We start from the raw sequence: 16,484 nt of genomic DNA, 5'->3' as shown, positions 1-16,484 counted from the left end.
CCACTATGACCACACTGAACCCTGTTCACTCCGCCATGACCACTCGAATCAATGGCGCGCGCCTGTGGCAATCCCTGATGGACCTTGCTCGCATAGGCGCTACGCCAAAGGGGGCGTCTGTCGCTTGGCTCTCACCGAGCTCGACGGAGAAGGACGCGACCTGTTCGTGCGCTGGGCGCGCGAGGCTGGCTGCAGCATCCGTACCGACGCCATAGGCAACATTTTTGCGCGCCGTAGCGGTCGCAACGACAGTCTACCGCCGGTCATGACCGGCAGCCACATTGACACCCAGCCTACGGGCGGCAAGTTTGACGGCAACTACGGCGTGCTGGCTGGCCTGGAGGTGGTGCGCAGCCTGAATGACGCGGGCGTTCAGACCGAGGCACCGATCGAAGTCGCGGTGTGGACCAATGAAGAAGGTTCGCGCTTTGTCCCCGTGATGATGGGGTCAGGCGTCTTTGCCGGTGCCTTCACTCTTGAGCATGCGCTGGAGCAGCGCGATGCCCAGGGCGTCAGCGTCGGCGAGGCCTTGGCGGCGATCGGCTATGCGGGGTCGCCTGGCCCCACACCCGACGTCGGCGCCTATTTTGAGGCGCATATCGAACAAGGCCCGGTACTGGAGGCCAACAACTGTGTCATCGGGGTGGTGCAGGGGGCGCTTGGCCAGCGTTGGTACGACGTCGTGATACAGGGTATGGAGGCGCACGCGGGCCCCACGCCCATGGCACTGCGGCGTGACGCCTTGCTGGCTGCGAGCGAACTCGTGGCTGAGGTTAACCGCCTGGCGCTGGAACGCGCTCCCCATGCGCGCGGCACCGTGGGAGCCCTGGAAGTATTTCCGAACTCGCGCAACGTCATCCCAGGGAAGGTCAGCATGAGTGTGGATCTTCGGGCTGGCGACGACACCGTGTTGCTCGACATGGATGCTGACTTGCGCGCCACCTGCGAGCGCATTGCGCGTGAGCGCTCTTTGACCATCGAGGTGCAGCAGGTGGTGTATTTTCCGCCCCAGCCTTTTTCGTCAGACTTGGTCGAAGGCATTCGAAAGGGTGCGGAGAACCTGGGTTACAGCACCATGGACGTGGTCAGCGGTGCAGGTCACGATGCAGTCTATCTTGCCCGCCTGGCGCCCACGGCCATGATCTTTGTTCCGTGCGCGGACGGCATCAGTCACAACGAGATCGAGGACGCGCAGCCAGAGCACCTTGAGGCTGGCTGCAACGTGCTGCTGCAGGCCATGCTGCTCAGAGCTGGAGTGGCGGCGTGAAAATCTTGATTGCCCGGTTGAACCACGAGACCAACACCTTTTCGCCCGTGCCCACGCCGCTGGAGTCTTTTGCTCCCACCTATGACGAAGCGGCCTACCAAAGTCAGAAGGGCATGCGCACGGCGATGGCAGCCTTTATCGACATGGCTGAAAACTTGGGAGCCGCGCTGATCACGCCCTTGTCGGCCATGGCCAACCCCAGCGGCAAGGTGCATGCCGCGGCCTACGACGTGCTGACCGAGTGCATTGTCAGCGCCGCGCCGGGTTGCGACGCCATTTTGCTGGATCTGCATGGCGCCATGGTGGCCGAAAATAGTGCAGACGGGGAGGGCGACCTCCTGGAGCGTGTGCGCGCCGCCGCACCAGGTGTGCCTATTGGTGTGGCGCTGGACCTGCACGGCAACATCACACAAAAGATGGTCGACCATGCCGACGTGCTGGTCGGCTTCAAGACCTACCCCCATGTGGACATGTACGAAACTGGTGCGCATGCTGCCCGCCTTCTGATCGATATGCTGCAGGGGCGGGCACGCCACGTGGTGCGCTGGCACCCCTTGCCGCTGATGAGCCATACCCTGCGCAGCACCACGCTGGAAGGCGCCATGTTGCGGGCCGTGGATGCCGCACGTGCGGAGGAGCGCGACGGCATGCCGGCGGTCACGGTGTTCGCGGGCTTCTGCCTGGCTGATATTGCTGCACCCTGTATGAGCCTGGTGGTCACAGGCCATGCCAGCGATCCGGAGGCCGCGCAGGCTGTGGCCGACCGAATCGCGCGCCAGATCTGGGAAGACCGTGCCCAGTTTGTTTACGACAGCGAACCCCTGAACGACTCCTTGGCCCGGGCGCAGACCTTGGCTTTGGGTGCCAGTCGTCCCATACTGCTGCTGGACCACAGCGACAACTGCATGTCGGGCGGTACCTGTGACGCCATGGACGTGCTGCAGGCCGCGCTGGAGCAGGGGCTGGAGGGCATCGCTGTGGGGCCGTTGTGCGATCCGCAGGCCGTTCAGGTGCTGGCGCATGCAGGTGTGGGCGAGCAGGTCGAGCTGGAGCTAGGCAACAAAGTTCCACTCACGCAACTGGGCATCACCAAACAGCCGTTACGAATCACGGGTCGGGTGCTTGCCATCAGCGATGGCGAGTACACGGTCACTGGCCCGATCTATACCGGTCAGCGTTGCAGCATGGGGCGTACCGTGCTGCTGGACATCGGCCGCGCGCAGATCGTGGTCACCGAGTTTCCGCACGAACCCTGGGATATCGGCGTGTTCACCTGCGTGGGTCTCGATCCGCGGGCATTTCGCTTCGTCCTGCTGAAGTCGCGTATGTATTGCCGGCCTGTCTTCGTTCCGCTGGCTCACGCCGTCGTGGAGTGCGACAGCCCCAGTGGGGTAACCAGTTCGAACTACGCCTTGTTCCCGTTTTCGCAGGTGCGGCGCCCGGTGTTTCCGCTGGACGCGCTCTGAATTCGGCGGGCCTTACAGATCAACAACCAGCGGCTTCTGTTCGTCGGGGTTGTACTTCGCCGAATAGTTCAGCGTGCGTTGGGTATCCGCAGATGCCCACGCCTCGTTCTTTGAGGTTTTATAGTTGAAGTAGAGGGTTGGTTTGACATCAGTCGATCTCCCGATGACACGCTGGACAGCTTCCCGATCAGGATGGCCGAACTGGGCACCGTTGGAGCTGAACAGGTACTTCTTGCTTCTGATCCGGGCCATCAACTTGTCGGTGGTGTTGCCCTTGCTGCCGTGATGAGACACTTTGACGGCGTCCACTTCCAGTACCTGAAGTGAACGCTCCTGCAGCAGTTTGTCGAGCGAATCACAGATGACATCTGGATTGGCGTCCGCCAAGAACAGGCACTTCTTGTCGGCGAACTCGGCGAGAAAGGCGATGCTTGAGCCATTGGCCCGCGCGCTATCCGGCCGCGATTGCTTCTCTAGCAGTTCATCCAGCTCGGGTGTCGATCCCAGAAGTCCGGAGCCCGGAAGATACCGCTTTTGCTGTGAAAGCAGAGCCCACGCAGCTTCGAAGTCACCCGGTTCAAGTGAATCGCCTATATCCTTCCGCCACGCATCCCGCATCTTCGAGAGAGTCTGTGCAGTCGGCGACAGGAGAGTGATTTTCAGACCGCCGGCTATCTCCACGCGCGGAAGTTTGCCTTCGGCAGGAACAACAATCACATCGCCATCGAAAGCGCGATTCCATACGCCGTCGTCCAGCCTTTTTGCGAGCAAAGCGCTGAAGTACTCGCCTTGCTTGCCTCCCAGCATGCCGTGCGACTTCTCAAGGTGGCGCCAGCCGTTGAACCAGACATCCTTGACCACGAATGGCCAGGGCTTCGGGTGGGCAAACAATCTGACCAGTCCATCAACGTGGTCTGTGTCAACGTGCGTCAGCACTATGAGTTCGAACCTGCGATCCCCGTCAGGTAAGGCGCTGATCCGATCTTCCAGTTTTGAATAGGCCCCGATGGGACCGCCGTCTATAAGCACGCGCCTGGTCCTCTTGTCGTCTCCGTACTCGAGCAGGAGACAATCCCCATGGAGCGCAGGCATCATCTCGACGCGCATGAATTCAGCAGCCATAACACCTCCTGTACGTTACACCCGCCAATCGGCATCGCCGAACGCAACCACACACAAGGCCATCGGCAGGCTGGCAAGCAGCGATGAGCGCTTCGCATCCCTGATAGCCTCACCAATGCGCGTGTTGCCGCGCGCGCTGCTTTCAAGCAACTGCTCCACAATCGAGTCGCCCACGCGCACGGCGTGGGCGCCAAACACGGTCGCTATCGTCGAGATCACCACTGCGGCACCCGCCTGACGAAAATACCGAATGTGGTTGGAGAACTCCTGAGCAGTGCCGGCGACATCGCAACCCAGCAGGAAGACCAAAGGGGCTGGCCCGTCTGCCGTGCGCACGTAACTGGCGGGAAGATCAAGCGTGGACAGCATCTTGCCGCCGATCTCCAGCCGCACGTCTCTCTTGCTGCCCTCGTTGTGTGGAAAAGCGACGAGCAGCGCGGGGGCATTATTTTGAACTGCGGTCATCCATTCGTCCCAGTCCTTGACCACTGGAACGTCTTTGCCGAGCTTTTTTCCAAGCCTGCTCACAAGATCACTCACTTGCGCTGGCTTGACTTCCTGGCTATATCCGACCAATGCGCCAGCGCCGATCTCCAGGCGATCACGGCCTGCAGCCGCTTCTGCTGCCTGAGCATTGACCACGATTTGTGCACGATCCGGCAGGTTCGCGCGTGGGTCATAGAGATGCCGTTCGATGACTTTCTTCAGGCCCCAGAATCCCATCGGGCAAACATACCCCCGAGGCTTGGATGCTCGCGCACAGTCAGCAGCACAGTGCCCTTGCCGCAAAGCATTCTGATGCTGTGGGCAGACTTCGGCATCAGCCTGCGGTGCGTTGAAGTCGTACATGAACTCCAGCGGAACGACTGCATCGGCGCGTGCGCTGATGACCTGCAGGTACTCGACTTTGGCGTCGCCAATGCTCAAGCCGTCAGTGGTCATGACTCCCAGTTGATCCTTGTACAGCACCGAATACAGGTCCGCACCTATCCGGGCGAGCTTTACCAGGAGTTCCGGGTTCTCGCCTTGATCCAGACCGTCTCCGTAGTCAGCGACGCTGTGCGCGACTTTCGAGATCAACTCGTTGAGGTCTCTGACCGGCTCTTCGATTCCTGAAAGATCGGTGGCCCATGCCCGCGCGCCCTGCACGCCGGTGAGCATGGGCTGTTCGCTGACAGTGTGGTTGAGAATCATTGCCAGATCGAACCGACGCCTTGTGCCGAGGTCCGACCAGTCGTGCCGGACCTGAGTTTCGGGTACCAGCGCGATCACTGAGCCCTCGTCATTACTTTCTTGGCCTGGCGCAAAGACCCAGGCTTGCAGCAAGACGGTTTGCAGAATGCGCCCCCGATGCAGCACCGATACACGCGCCTCGAACATACCCTCCAGCTTCGGGGTGAAGGTGTAGGAGGCGGTGCTGCTGTCACCCATCGGAGGAAGATGAATCTCGCGCTGCAAGGGCCTGTCGAACTGACGCGGCTCGTGCAGAACTACTTGCAATCTGTGCCCATCCGGGCTGGAGGGGAGCTTGTGCTCCGGAAAAGCGTCGGGCGCCGCAATCGAATCGGCCAGCTTCTGCCCAATGTAGACCTCCAACATGACTGGCTGCCCGATGATGTAGCCTGATTTCGTTTCAATGAAGTCCTCGCCACGCTTGACGAAGCTCTTTTGCTGCAGGAAGCGCTGGACCCTTTCGCTGCTTGCAGCCTCCCGGCTTTGTTCGGCGATGCGGTCGTTCAACTCCGAGAAGGCGGCGGCCTCTCCAGACTCTTGGTCATAGCGGTATTCCACCCTCGCAGATTTGATGGCTATGGCAATGTCGTCTGGAGACGCGCCAGCCGTCTGAGGCGGTTCTTCGCTTGGGGTAGTTGGCAGGGCAACGCGTGCGCGCACGCGATCACGAGGAATGCGAAGCCGATCGATGGTTCGTTCAGACAGCTCGATATCGGTCTTTGCTCCCAAGTTGCGGAGCCGGTCTGCGGAACGAGCAATCGCAGTGTCGAGGTGACTGACCGACAGTAGATCGTTGTTGGCGATCAGGCGCACTCCCGCACCAAAGCTGTCCATGAGCGCCACATCCAACGGTCGGTTGTGGCACAGAGAATCGGCGAACGTCTGAAGTCGCGATGTGAATTCTTCGGGGGAGGTGCCTGAGCCAAGAACCGCCACCCCCTCGGCGGACAGTTTGGAAACCAGAGCGCCAAGCATCGCCTCCGCCTTGGATAGGTCTTCGTGGCCAAGACCAGCCACGACAACCATTCTGCATCGCAGAGGCAAGCCTGAAGAAAGAACCCGGACTAGTGCCTCCTGGAGCCCGCTACCGATCACCAGCACTTCGGCTTGCGAAGCATCACGGCTTACCGTGAGAAACCGGTACGGCCAACCCGGGGGAGGTGAGTGCCCAACTCTGTAAAAGGCCGTTCCAGCGCGTCGCCCGGTAAGGTGGCGACGGTGAAGGGCCAGCTCCAGTCCAGCCTGCCATCAGACGGGAACGCATCGGCCATGAAGACGCCTTCAGCACCAACCTCGGGTTTCGTCAGTACCTCCATCGCGGTCACATGGCTTGCGAAAAGCCCCTGCCGTGACTGCACAGCCAGCCGCGGCCGATAAGGCGCAGTCGAGCGAATTGGCGGAGGCAGATCGGCCATGAATGCATGCCAGAGGGACGCCATCTCCAACGCTGACGGAGCAGGCACAAGGGCAAAGCTCCTACGCCCAGGCGCACCTTTCGCCAGAACCAGCGGCATCTGGGTCTGGCGATCTATTGATGGGAGCTGCCAGGACAGTAGACCTGCAGCTTCTTTGATGGCGCTTCGGAAGCTACCCAGTAGGACATCAATCTTCCATGCATCATCGGCGCGAGCTTCGTGCAGACGTTCGGGCGGCATGGCGGCGACCACGCCGAGTGCGGCGAGTGCACGGCAGAACTCGGCGTCCGGAAGATCCAGACTCCAACGATCAAGTGAAATCCTGTCCACTTCAGTCTCCCTTCCTGCTTGTGCCTTCCGCGTTGCCGATGGCCTAGTCACCATGCCGCTTACGCGGTGACTTTTCGTCTCCTTGTAGGAGCGGCTTTAGCCGCGAAGGGTTACCGTCTCAAATGCTCTTCGCGGCTAAAGTCGCTCCTACAAAGCAGAGGGCGGCCACCTCTAAATGCACAGTATTCGCTAGCCAAGGCAAGCGCGACCGTTACAAGGCCCATAGCGGTTCAGGCCAGTGGCTGCCTGTCGGGATCTGCAGCCCCAGCCTGGCCCGCAGCGACACATCGGTCAACGCGTAGCCCCAGTTGATCAGGTGCCCCTGCAGCTTCGGCTCGAAAGACTTGAGGCGCGTCGGCACTTTGTCGAGTGAGTCACTCACCGGCGAGTCGGAGGCCATTCGCTGCACTGAAGCATAGGCCGCCATTCGCGTGCCGATTCCCCAGTAGGCGCCCCGAAGCCGACCGCTCTCGAATTCAGTAATGAGCCAACGCTTTCGCAAGGCGCGCGTCTGATCGATAAGTATGTCCCGTACCCGTCCAAGCTGAAGAACATGGTCCTCAGCTGGCTTCACTTCTACCCCGAAGGGGGCCCCGGCGTCGCTGACCAGCACAATGTCCACGTTGCCGACCAAGGCCTCCAGCCCCATGTTGTCGTACACCCCGCCATCTGCCAGCACAATTCGTTCACGCAGTTCTGTCAGGTTGGGCAGATCGCTCCCGTCGGTCCACGAGGCAGGGTCTGTCTTGAGAACGATGGGCGAAAAAATCGGCGGGAATGCGCTGGAGGCAGCCACGGCCACGGCAAGCGGAATTCGCGTGCTGCGCGAGACTCCCAGTATGTAGTCCGCGATCATGTCCTGGCGAAACCGGAAGCTCCGGCCAGTCTGCATGTTGGTCGCGTAGAACGTAAACTTAGGCGCACCGCCGTTAGTTGGAAGATCGGATACCGCCGTATCACCGAAAAGGTCCTTCGAGTACCTGTCGGCCAGGAAGTCTCCCGCAGTCTTGAACGGAACCAGAAGCCCTGCAAGTCCTGCCCCGATATCGATGGTCTGCGCGCAGAAGTCTTTGACTGGCTGGGCTACGACTTCATCAAAATTCGCGGCGCGCCCATCGTCGAAACTCAGGCTTTTCCAGCGGTGGGCGAGGATCCCCATCAGTATGGATCCTCCGGAAACGCTGGTAATTCGGTCCAGTTTGCCTAGAAGACCTGCGTCATTCAGCCGCCAAAGTGAACCCAGACCAAACAGCGTGGCCCGGTAGCCTCCGCCGGACAAGGCCAATCCGATCGTCTTTCCATCGATTGCCATGGCGCACCCCCTTGCTTGGCCGTTGATCATACGCCGCATCTTGTCGTGGGAGTGCATTGGTGATGACGACCGGTGCCATTGCCGCTGTCACGGCAGCGCCTTTTGATTAGCAGCTTCTGCTGAAAAAGGGGGCAGGCCGCCATGTGTTGATCTCAACAAACCGTTACAATTGTCCGTGCCACGCAGTGCTCTATATTTTGCAAACGCGAGGGTGGTATCGCGCTTCTAATCGTTATAGCCAGCTCCATCCTGACTTGTGTCCCGCGCGGTAAATAGAATTCCTTCGAAGGCAGCCTATCCTCCATGAGTCAGTCTTTGCCGTTCTTTGATCTGCGCACCGTGGTAGCGATCACAGGCGTCATGGGTTGCCTTATGTCGATCGTCTTGTATTCGATCAAGCGTACTTACCCCAACTCCATCAAAGGGATTGGAGAGTGGGCGGCTTTCCCGTTGCTCGGGTTCATTGCGTCGGTTTTATATGGATTACAGGGAAGTTGGCATCACCTGGCCTCTATGGCATTGCCGAACTTTCTGCTGGTATTGACCCTGCTCATCCTTGTTTGCGGTACTTACCAGCATTTTGGACTCGGCGTTAACCGAAGACTGGTTCTCGCAGTTCTTCTGGTCTCGCTGGCATTCAACTTGGCTACGAGTGGCAAAGAGCAGTATTACGTTCATCGCCTGGCCTTTGTAAGCGGAGTCAGTTCGCTGATGTTTGGGGCGCAGATCAAGGTTCTGTGGCAGCATCGGCGAGGCAGTTTCGCTGCGCACATGATGCTGTGGACCATGGTTATGCTGTGCGCCGTGATGGCGGGTCGGGTAATTTCGGCGTTCATTGAGCCACCTCCCGTAGGCATCTATACCTTCAGCCCCTTTCAGGCTGTATACCTTGTCAGCTTTAGCTTCGGGGTGTTGCTCATAGGTCTTGCTGGCATTTTCTTATCGTTTGAGCAACTGCGCAGGCAGTTGGAGCGGCTCATCAAGTACGATGCTTTAACCGGAGCGCTGACCCGGCGGGCGGCTTACGAATACGGCGAAGACCTGTTGGCGCTGTGCATCCGGAATGGAACGGTTTTCTCGGTCCTCATGATGGACTTGGATCGGTTCAAGGACATCAATGATCGTCACGGCCACCAGACCGGAGATCTGGTTTTGTCGTCATTTGTGCAGATGGTGCAGCAAGTGTCACGCCGCCCCGCAAGGCTCGGTCGCTACGGCGGGGAAGAGTTTATTTTGCTGCTGCCGGACACAACCCTGGATGAAGCGGTACAGGTGGCAGAACGCGTGCAGGCACAAGTCCACGCCAGCGATCTGTCGCCAAAATTCACCGTAAGTATCGGCGTGGCAACCCTTACTCAACCGGAGTTTGACACCTTGGATGCAGTCATCGGCCGCGCAGATGCCGCGTTGTATCTGGCCAAGAGAAACGGGCGTGATCGAGTCGAGGTGGCTCAGGCGGTCAATCAGCGGCAGCTTTAGTCGAAGCAGTTCGACTGGAGGCTGCTGCTGACGTGTCGTGGAGTTTCTGGGCGTTCGATTTGCCTCAGCTCCCGATGCAAGCCAGGCCGGACGCAACGCCGCCAAACAGATCTCCCTCGATCATGGGCACCCCGGGAAATTCGGCCTGCAACGTGTGCTGGAATGGCTTCAGCGCCGACGAGCCACCGGTGAGGTAGATCGCGTCCAGCGCTCCATCGGCCAAGTCCGCGCGTTGCACGCAGGTGCGCGCACATTCCACGGTGCGCGACAGCAGTGAGGAAAGGTGGCCCTGCATATCGGCGACTTCCAGCGTTGCATGAAGCCCCTTCTCGATCACGGAAAGATCTATCTGCGTGCCAGCCTCCTGCTGCGAACATCGGATCTTGGCTTGCTCTACCTCATGGGCGATGTGGTGGCCGTGACGGCGTTTCAGCACCTCCATCAGGCGCGCGTGCAATCGCGTGTCGCTGTAGTTCACTCGCAGCGCCTGCGCCTGGCTGATGGCACGTGGCTGGTATTGCCACTGGATCAGGTGCCATGTGGCCAGATCAAAAAACACACGGCTGGGCACCTCGCGTTGCTGCGGCCCCAAGTGGCGGTAGCCCATCAGCGGCATGACCTGCTCCAGACTGAGCTTCTGGTCGAAGTCCGTGCCACCAATATGCACGCCGCTGGTGGCGAGAATATCGCTGCCGCGGTCGGCCGCACCCATTCTTTCTGGCCCCAGACGAACCACGGTGAAGTCCGATGTGCCGCCCCCCAGATCCACGACGAGCACCATACTTTCGCGCGTGAGGCGGCGTTCGTAGTCCAATGCTGCGGCAATCGGTTCCAACTGAAAAGATACCTCTCGGAACCCTGCCGCCACAGCGGCTGCCAGTAGTGACTCCTGGGCCAGTGCATCGCGCTCAGGATCGTCGTCCACGAAGTGGACCGGGCGACCCATCACGACGCGCGTGGGAGCCTCTCCCAGTTCACGAGTTGCACGACGGCGCAGCTCGGCCAGGAAGGTGGTAACGATCTCCTGGTAGCTGATCTGCTGGTGATTGACCTCAGTCTTCTCCAGCAGCAGCGGGCTGCCCAGCAGGCTCTTGAGGGAGCGCATCAACCGGCCTTCTGTTCCGGCAAGGTACTGCGCCACCGCGTCGCGACCGAAATGCGTGCGGCGATCCTCGGCGTTGTAGAACACTGCCGTGGGCATAGAGAATGCCTCACCCTCAAGCGGAATCAGGCTCGCTAATCCGCCTTCGGGCGCGTAGGAGACGGCGGAGTTGGAAGTGCCGAAATCGATGCCAAGTGTGGCCGACCGTGAAGAAGCTGTACTTACCATAGCCTCTGATCATAGGTGCCTGTCTGGCGCTTAGTGCGTCGGCTGCAAATTGAGATGGCTCAAGCCGCAGATGTTGGCAAAAGCGCTCGAGTGCGCAGTTTCACACCGTCAACCAGCCGTGATTGACCTGACCTTTTTGCGGGGCTTGATGCTCGTGTCAAGCCCCGCTGTTTCAAGTTATTTGCATTGCGGGCAGAGCGACTGCGCAACGCACAGGGAACGCGCTACCTGGCAATATCTGCCAAGCAGATGTACTTGGTTTCCACGTAGTCCTCCATGCCCTGATGTCCGCCCTCGCGGCCCAGGCCAGACTGCTTTACGCCGCCGAAGGGCACTTCCGCAGTGGAAATCAAGCCAGTGTTGACCCCCACCATGCCGTACTCAAGTGCTTCTGAAACGCGGAATACGCGCCCCAGATCCCGACTGAAGAAGTAGCTCGCTAGCCCGAACTCGGTGTTGTTGGCGGCGTCAATGGCTTCCTGTTCGGTCTTGAATCGGAACACAGGTGCCAGCGGACCAAAGGTTTCCTCGCGCGCGCAGAGCATGTCGCCAGTGACGTCAGCCAGTACGGTGGGAGTGTAGAACCGGCCCTCGAGTCTCTTGCCACCCGTGACTAGACGGGCGCCTTTGCCGAGTGCGTCGGCGACGTGGGTCTCAACCTTGGAGACGGCATCGTCATCGATGAGCGGGCCTTGCAAAACCCCGGGCTTGAAGCCGTTGCCGATGGGCAAGGATTCCACGCGCTCCGCAAGGCGTCGCACGAACTCGTCATAAACACCCTCCTGAACGTACAAGCGATTCGCGCACACACAGGTCTGGCCCGCGTTGCGATACTTGCTGGCAAGAGCCCCTTCGATCGCCGAATCGATGTCCGCATCGTCAAACACGATGAATGGCGCATTGCCGCCAAGTTCCAGGCTCAGCTTCTTGATGGTGTCCGCTGATTGGCGCGAAAGAATACGACCGACTTCAGTGGAACCCGTGAAGGAGAGATGACGCACCACTGAGCTCTCGCACAGGAACTTGCCAACGGCAATCGACTGCGGGCCATCGGCCGTGAGGACATTCAGCACGCCTGCCGGGATGCCGGCACGCTGGGCCAGTTCGGCCAGAGCCAGCGCGGTGAGCGGCGTCTGCTCTGCGGGCTTGATGACAACGGGGCAGCCGGCGGCCAGGGCGGGTGCCACCTTGCGGGTGATCATGGCCATAGGGAAATTCCACGGTGTAATCGCTGCGCACACACCGATGGGTTGCTTGATCGCCAGGTAACGCTTGTTGTTGTCGGTGGTGGGAATGGTCTCCCCATACACCCTGCGCGCTTCTTCGGCAAACCACTCGATGAAGCTGGCTCCATAGACGACTTCTCCGCGCGCTTCGGCCAGGGGCTTGCCTTGTTCGGCTGTCATGAGGCGGGCGAGATCGTCTGCGTGTTCATGCATCAGCCGGAACCAGGACATCAGAATGGTGGCGCGCTCCTTGGCTGTGCGAGCGCGCCAAGATGGCCACGCACGGTTGGCGGCGTCCACGGCGGCCTGTGCATCGGCAGCGTCCAGATTGGTTACCTGGGCAATCACGGCGCCTGTCGCAGGATCGGTGACATCGAAGCGGCTGGCGCCATCAACCCACTGGCCGTTGATCAGTGCCGCCTGCTTGAGCAGGCTGGGGTCCTTGAGTAGCGCCAGGGGATTTGCGATTGCTGTCGTCATGCTGCGGCTTTCTGCGTGGTGGCGACGTGCGAAATGGATTCACCAATGATCTGGAGCGCGGCATCAAACTGCGCATCCGGTATGGTCAGCGGGTAGAGGAAGCGGATTACATTGCCATACAGGCCGCAACTGAGCAGCAGCACGCCTTTGGAAAGTGCATGCTTCAACACGGCTGAAGTGATTTCAGGGCTGGGAGCTTTTGTTTCAGGATCAAAAAATTCCACAGCCACCATGGAGCCCGGGCCGCGCACCTCAGAGATGCACGCAAACTGCTGGCTTAAGCTGTTCAGGTGATCGCGCAGGCGCTGACCAAGAGTGTTCGAGCGCTCCAGCAGTTTTTCTTCTTGCATGGCGTCGAGCACGGCGTGTGCGGCCGCGACGGCCAGTGGGTTGCCGGCGTACGTTCCGCCCAGGCCACCGGGCGCGGGTGCATCCATGATCGCCGCGGTACCGCACACACCCGACAATGGCATGCCCCCCGCCAGGCTCTTGGCCATGGTGACCAGATCAGGTTTGACACTGTAGTGCTCTCCGGCAAACAGCTTGCCGGTGCGGCCGAAGCCGGTCTGCACTTCGTCAAAAATAAGCAAAATGCCGTGGCGGTCGCACAATTCGCGCAGGCGAACCATCAGTTCATCGGGGGCGAAGTAGAAGCCCCCTTCGCCCTGTACTGGTTCCAGAATGATGGCTGCAACGCGTTGCGCTTCGATGTCGGCCTTGAAGAGGCGCTCAATGGCCGCCATGCTGTCGTCAACGCTCACGCCGTGCAACTCTGAGGGGAACGGCACGTGGTAGATGTCGCTGGGGAAGGGGCCAAACCCAATTTTGTAGGGAGCCACTTTGCCAGTCAGGGCCATGCCCATGAGCGTGCGGCCATGGAAGCCACCTGCAAAGGAAATCACGCCAGGTCGACCGGTGTGGGCGCGGGCGATTTTGACGGCGTTCTCGACTGCCTCAGCGCCGGTGGTGAAAAAGGCTGTCTTGGCGGGGCCGGCCACAGGGGCCAGCGCGTTGATGCGCTCGGCCAGCGAGACGACGCTTTCGTAGGGAACGATCTGGTAGGCCGTGTGCGTGAAGCGCTCCAACTGCGCCTTAATGGCAGCCATCACCTTCGGGTGGCGGTGCCCCGTGTTCAGCACGGCGATTCCGGCCGCAAAGTCGGTGTACTGCCGGCCTTCCACATCCCACAGCGTGGCGTTTTCTGCGCGCTCTGCATAGAAGTCGCACATCACTCCCACGCCGCGCGGGGTGGCGGCAAGACGGCGTTGCTGAATACTGGCGTTGCTCACGGGTTTAGTCCTGTCTGTCGAAAAAAACAAAGTAGAAGAATCGGTACCATGGATTGAATGATGAAATGGCACTACAGTACAGAGCCAAAATCATTTTTTAGATGGTGCCAATTTGCCGACGACCCTGGGTGACCTACTTCAGATTCGGTGGCAGGCCTTGCGCGCAGACAAGCCAGCGCAGGCCGCCAACCGCGCGTTGTATGACTGCTTGCGCGAGTCCATCCTGGACGGCAGCTTGCCCGCAGGCACGCAGTTGCCACCTACGCGTGAGCTCGCGGTGGTGCTCGACCTTTCTCGAAACACCACCACGCATGCATACAACCAGCTGTTGGCCGAGGGGTACGTGCGTTCGCTCACTGGCAGCGGTACGTATGTGAATGACGTCCTCCCGGAGCAGGTGCTGTGGACGCATCCTCAAAGGAAGTTTGAGGCTGTCCGCGGTGCGCCCGATCCGCTGGTCCGGTTGTCTCTGCGCGGAAGCACGCTGCTGGAGAATGCGCAGGCGTCTTCAGTGCAGTGGGGGCTTTCATGCCGGGCGTGCCGGATGTCACCGAGTTTCCGCACCGCAAGTTTCAGCAGTTGGCTGCACGATGGCGAGGGCGGGTTCCGCCACAGTGGCTGAGTTATGCCACGGGAGGAGGGCATCCTGCGCTGCGTCAGGCCATCGCCCATCATCTTCGTCAGGCCCGATCCGTGAACTGTGATGCCTCGCAGGTATTGATTACCTCAGGGGTGCACCAGGCCGTGGATCTGGTCACCCGCCTGCTGACTGACCCTGGCGACAGGGTGTGGCTGGAAGATCCGGGCTACTGGGGCTTGCGCGGTGTCCTGGCGGTCAACGGTCTGCAGGTGGTGCCTGCAGCCGTGGACAGTGAGGGCATGCATCCACCCACCGTGGCTCCTTGTGAAGCGCCAAGATTGATCTTTGTGACGCCTTCGCACCAGTATCCACTTGGCGCTGTGATGAGCTTGCGCAGGCGCGCCGCACTTCTTGACTATGCGCGCCACCACGGCAGCTGGATTGTTGAGGACGACTACGACAGCGAGTTTCGTTTCGCCGGCCACCCGATTGCATCGCTGCAGGGTTTGGTAGATGACGCACCTGTCATTTATGTGGGCACTTTCAGCAAGACGCTGTACCCAGGGCTGCGCATTGCCTATGCGGTTCTGCCAAAGTCGCTGGTGGAGCCCATGCGTACAGCGCATGCGGAGTTGTACCGCGAAGGGCATCTCGTGACGCAGGCGGCTCTGGCAGACTTCATTGATCAGGGGCATTACGCTGCCCATATCCGACGTATGCGCCTGATCTATGCGGGCCGCCGCAACGCTCTGCTGGGGTTGGTGCAGCGATGGTTGGGACCTCAATGGGTGCACCCGTTCGATAGCCCCGCAGGGCTTCATGTGGTGTTGCAGTTGCCAGCAGGCATGAATGACGTGAGTGTGGCGAAAGCGGCCGCGGCGCAGGGCGTGCATGTGCGACCGCTGTCGCGCTACTACGCGAGCCAGCAAGCTGTGTCGGGGTTACTCCTCGGGTTTGCTTGCGTGCCGGAGTCAGAGATGCTTCGGCCGTTTGAAACTCTGGTGCGTTGCATCGAGAGAGTGCACAACGAGAAGAATGCACCATAGAGGTGCGTTCTGTCGATTCAATTCACTGAATTGGTGCGCACTTTTGCCGCATGACGGGTCACGAATCCTTGATATGTAGTACTTAGATATTGAAATTACCCTGGGGCTTCCTGCATTTTCTTCCAACTCAGGGTTTCTACCGATGCTGTGGCACGGGGATTGCATATGATCAATTAAGTGCAAATTGCAACTATTGATATTTGAAATCAAATGCCGAATCCATCTCCACCCGCATCGATCTACATCACGCTCCGCCTGGACGTGCTCAGCGGACTCATGAAGGAAGTCGCAGAGGCAGCCCATCAGGCCCGGGATGGCGTCAGTGTGCGCGAAGTGCGTCTTCTGCTGCTTGTGCGAGAGCACCCTGGCCTGACGATCAGCCGTTTGGTGGAGCTGTCATTCATGGAGAAGACGATGGTCTCCAAAGCGGTAACGGCCTTGACGCGTGCAGGTCTCATTCAACGACAGATCGGCCAGCAAGACGCACGTCAGGTGGCGCTCGAGCTGACGCGCAAAGGCAAAGGAGTTGCAGATCGCGCGCACCAGTACGTGCTGGACGCCACAGACGCCGTGATGTCTGTCCTTCGGCCTGATCTGCGCAAGGCGTTCGACGAGGCGCTCGGGCAATTGACAGCGCACGTGATAGCGCAACACGCCGATGGTCTCGACTTGTTGGGTGCGCCTTCTCCTCAGCCACGTGTCACCAAGGAGCCGCCGGCCAAGCGAGCTGGATCCAAGGCGGCAGCGGAGGTTGCACCAGTCCGGAAGCGAGTGGCACGCAAGCGCTCCCCCTGATTGAACGTGACCTGAACACGAATTAGCGCCTTGGCAACCATGGCGGCGTGATGGCTGCCGGCTGCGCCATTGCCGCACGTTTTATCAAACAACCCATTTCCAACCCAGCAAGAG

Annotated in this window: 10 protein-coding genes and 2 pseudogenes; 5 read left to right on the top strand and 7 right to left on the bottom strand. The window is 60.1% G+C overall.

The genetic code is table 11. The annotated features are described in order from the left end of the window. Window positions 1-5: 5 nt before the first annotated feature. Together AAAK34_RS18840 and AAAK34_RS18835 are read left to right on the top strand one after the other, a co-directional pair. Window positions 6-1,267 (top strand): annotated as a pseudogene (locus AAAK34_RS18840) (Zn-dependent hydrolase). Next, window positions 1,264-2,733, top strand: coding sequence for a M81 family metallopeptidase (locus AAAK34_RS18835; protein WP_231694697.1), 1,470 nt, complete (start codon window positions 1,264-1,266; stop codon window positions 2,731-2,733). The pseudogene AAAK34_RS18840 and the gene AAAK34_RS18835 overlap by 4 nt, the downstream one beginning before the upstream one ends. Before the next feature lie 12 nt (window positions 2,734-2,745). Here AAAK34_RS18835 and AAAK34_RS18830 read toward each other — a convergent pair whose 3' ends face one another. The 4 genes from AAAK34_RS18830 to AAAK34_RS18815 form a co-directional block, all read right to left on the bottom strand. Next, window positions 2,746-3,855, bottom strand: a complete 1,110-nt coding sequence (locus tag AAAK34_RS18830; RefSeq protein WP_231694698.1) for an MBL fold metallo-hydrolase — start codon at window positions 3,853-3,855, stop codon at window positions 2,746-2,748. Window positions 3,856-3,870: 15 nt separating this feature from the next. Beyond that, entirely contained in the window at window positions 3,871-6,105 is a 2,235-nt protein-coding gene (locus AAAK34_RS18825) for a hypothetical protein (RefSeq protein WP_431777558.1), read from the bottom strand. Between the two features lie 107 nt (window positions 6,106-6,212). Beyond that, on the bottom strand, window positions 6,213-6,833 hold the full coding sequence (locus AAAK34_RS18820; protein ID WP_431777557.1) for a hypothetical protein: 621 nt from the start codon (window positions 6,831-6,833) through the stop codon (window positions 6,213-6,215). Window positions 6,834-7,044: 211 nt separating this feature from the next. Continuing rightward, window positions 7,045-8,145: a patatin-like phospholipase family protein gene (locus tag AAAK34_RS18815; protein WP_231694700.1), complete on the bottom strand. Its 1,101-nt coding sequence runs from the start codon at window positions 8,143-8,145 to the stop codon at window positions 7,045-7,047. A 303-nt stretch (window positions 8,146-8,448) separates the two neighbouring features. On the opposite strand from AAAK34_RS18815, the gene AAAK34_RS18810 reads away from it, so the two are divergent. Next, window positions 8,449-9,624, top strand: a complete 1,176-nt coding sequence (locus tag AAAK34_RS18810; protein ID WP_231694701.1) for a GGDEF domain-containing protein — start codon at window positions 8,449-8,451, stop codon at window positions 9,622-9,624. Between the two features lie 64 nt (window positions 9,625-9,688). Here AAAK34_RS18810 and AAAK34_RS18805 read toward each other — a convergent pair whose 3' ends face one another. The 3 genes from AAAK34_RS18805 to AAAK34_RS18795 form a co-directional block, all read right to left on the bottom strand. Further along, complete coding sequence (locus tag AAAK34_RS18805; protein ID WP_231694702.1) at window positions 9,689-10,954, bottom strand: Hsp70 family protein; 1,266 nt, start codon at window positions 10,952-10,954, stop codon at window positions 9,689-9,691. Window positions 10,955-11,178: 224 nt separating this feature from the next. After that, a complete protein-coding gene (locus AAAK34_RS18800) occupies window positions 11,179-12,660 on the bottom strand; it encodes an NAD-dependent succinate-semialdehyde dehydrogenase (protein WP_231694703.1) in 1,482 nt (493 codons plus the stop codon). Then, the gene (locus AAAK34_RS18795) at window positions 12,657-13,949 is read right to left on the bottom strand and encodes a 4-aminobutyrate--2-oxoglutarate transaminase (RefSeq protein ID WP_231694704.1); all 1,293 of its coding nucleotides are present in this window, start codon (window positions 13,947-13,949) and stop codon (window positions 12,657-12,659) included. The genes AAAK34_RS18800 and AAAK34_RS18795 overlap by 4 nt, the downstream gene beginning before the upstream one ends. 124 nt (window positions 13,950-14,073) lie before the next feature. On the opposite strand from AAAK34_RS18795, the pseudogene AAAK34_RS18790 reads away from it, so the two are divergent. Beyond that, a pseudogene (locus AAAK34_RS18790) lies at window positions 14,074-15,575 on the top strand (PLP-dependent aminotransferase family protein). A 210-nt stretch (window positions 15,576-15,785) separates the two neighbouring features. Further along, the gene (locus AAAK34_RS18785) at window positions 15,786-16,370 is read left to right on the top strand and encodes a MarR family winged helix-turn-helix transcriptional regulator (RefSeq protein WP_231694706.1); all 585 of its coding nucleotides are present in this window, start codon (window positions 15,786-15,788) and stop codon (window positions 16,368-16,370) included. Window positions 16,371-16,484: the final 114 nt, after the last annotated feature.

The organism is Ottowia caeni, from assembly GCF_050821495.1.
Taxonomy (GTDB): domain Bacteria; phylum Pseudomonadota; class Gammaproteobacteria; order Burkholderiales; family Burkholderiaceae_C; genus Ottowia; species Ottowia caeni.
Note: the sequence above shows the minus strand (reverse complement) of the source record. Positions and strands in the feature narration are given on the sequence as shown.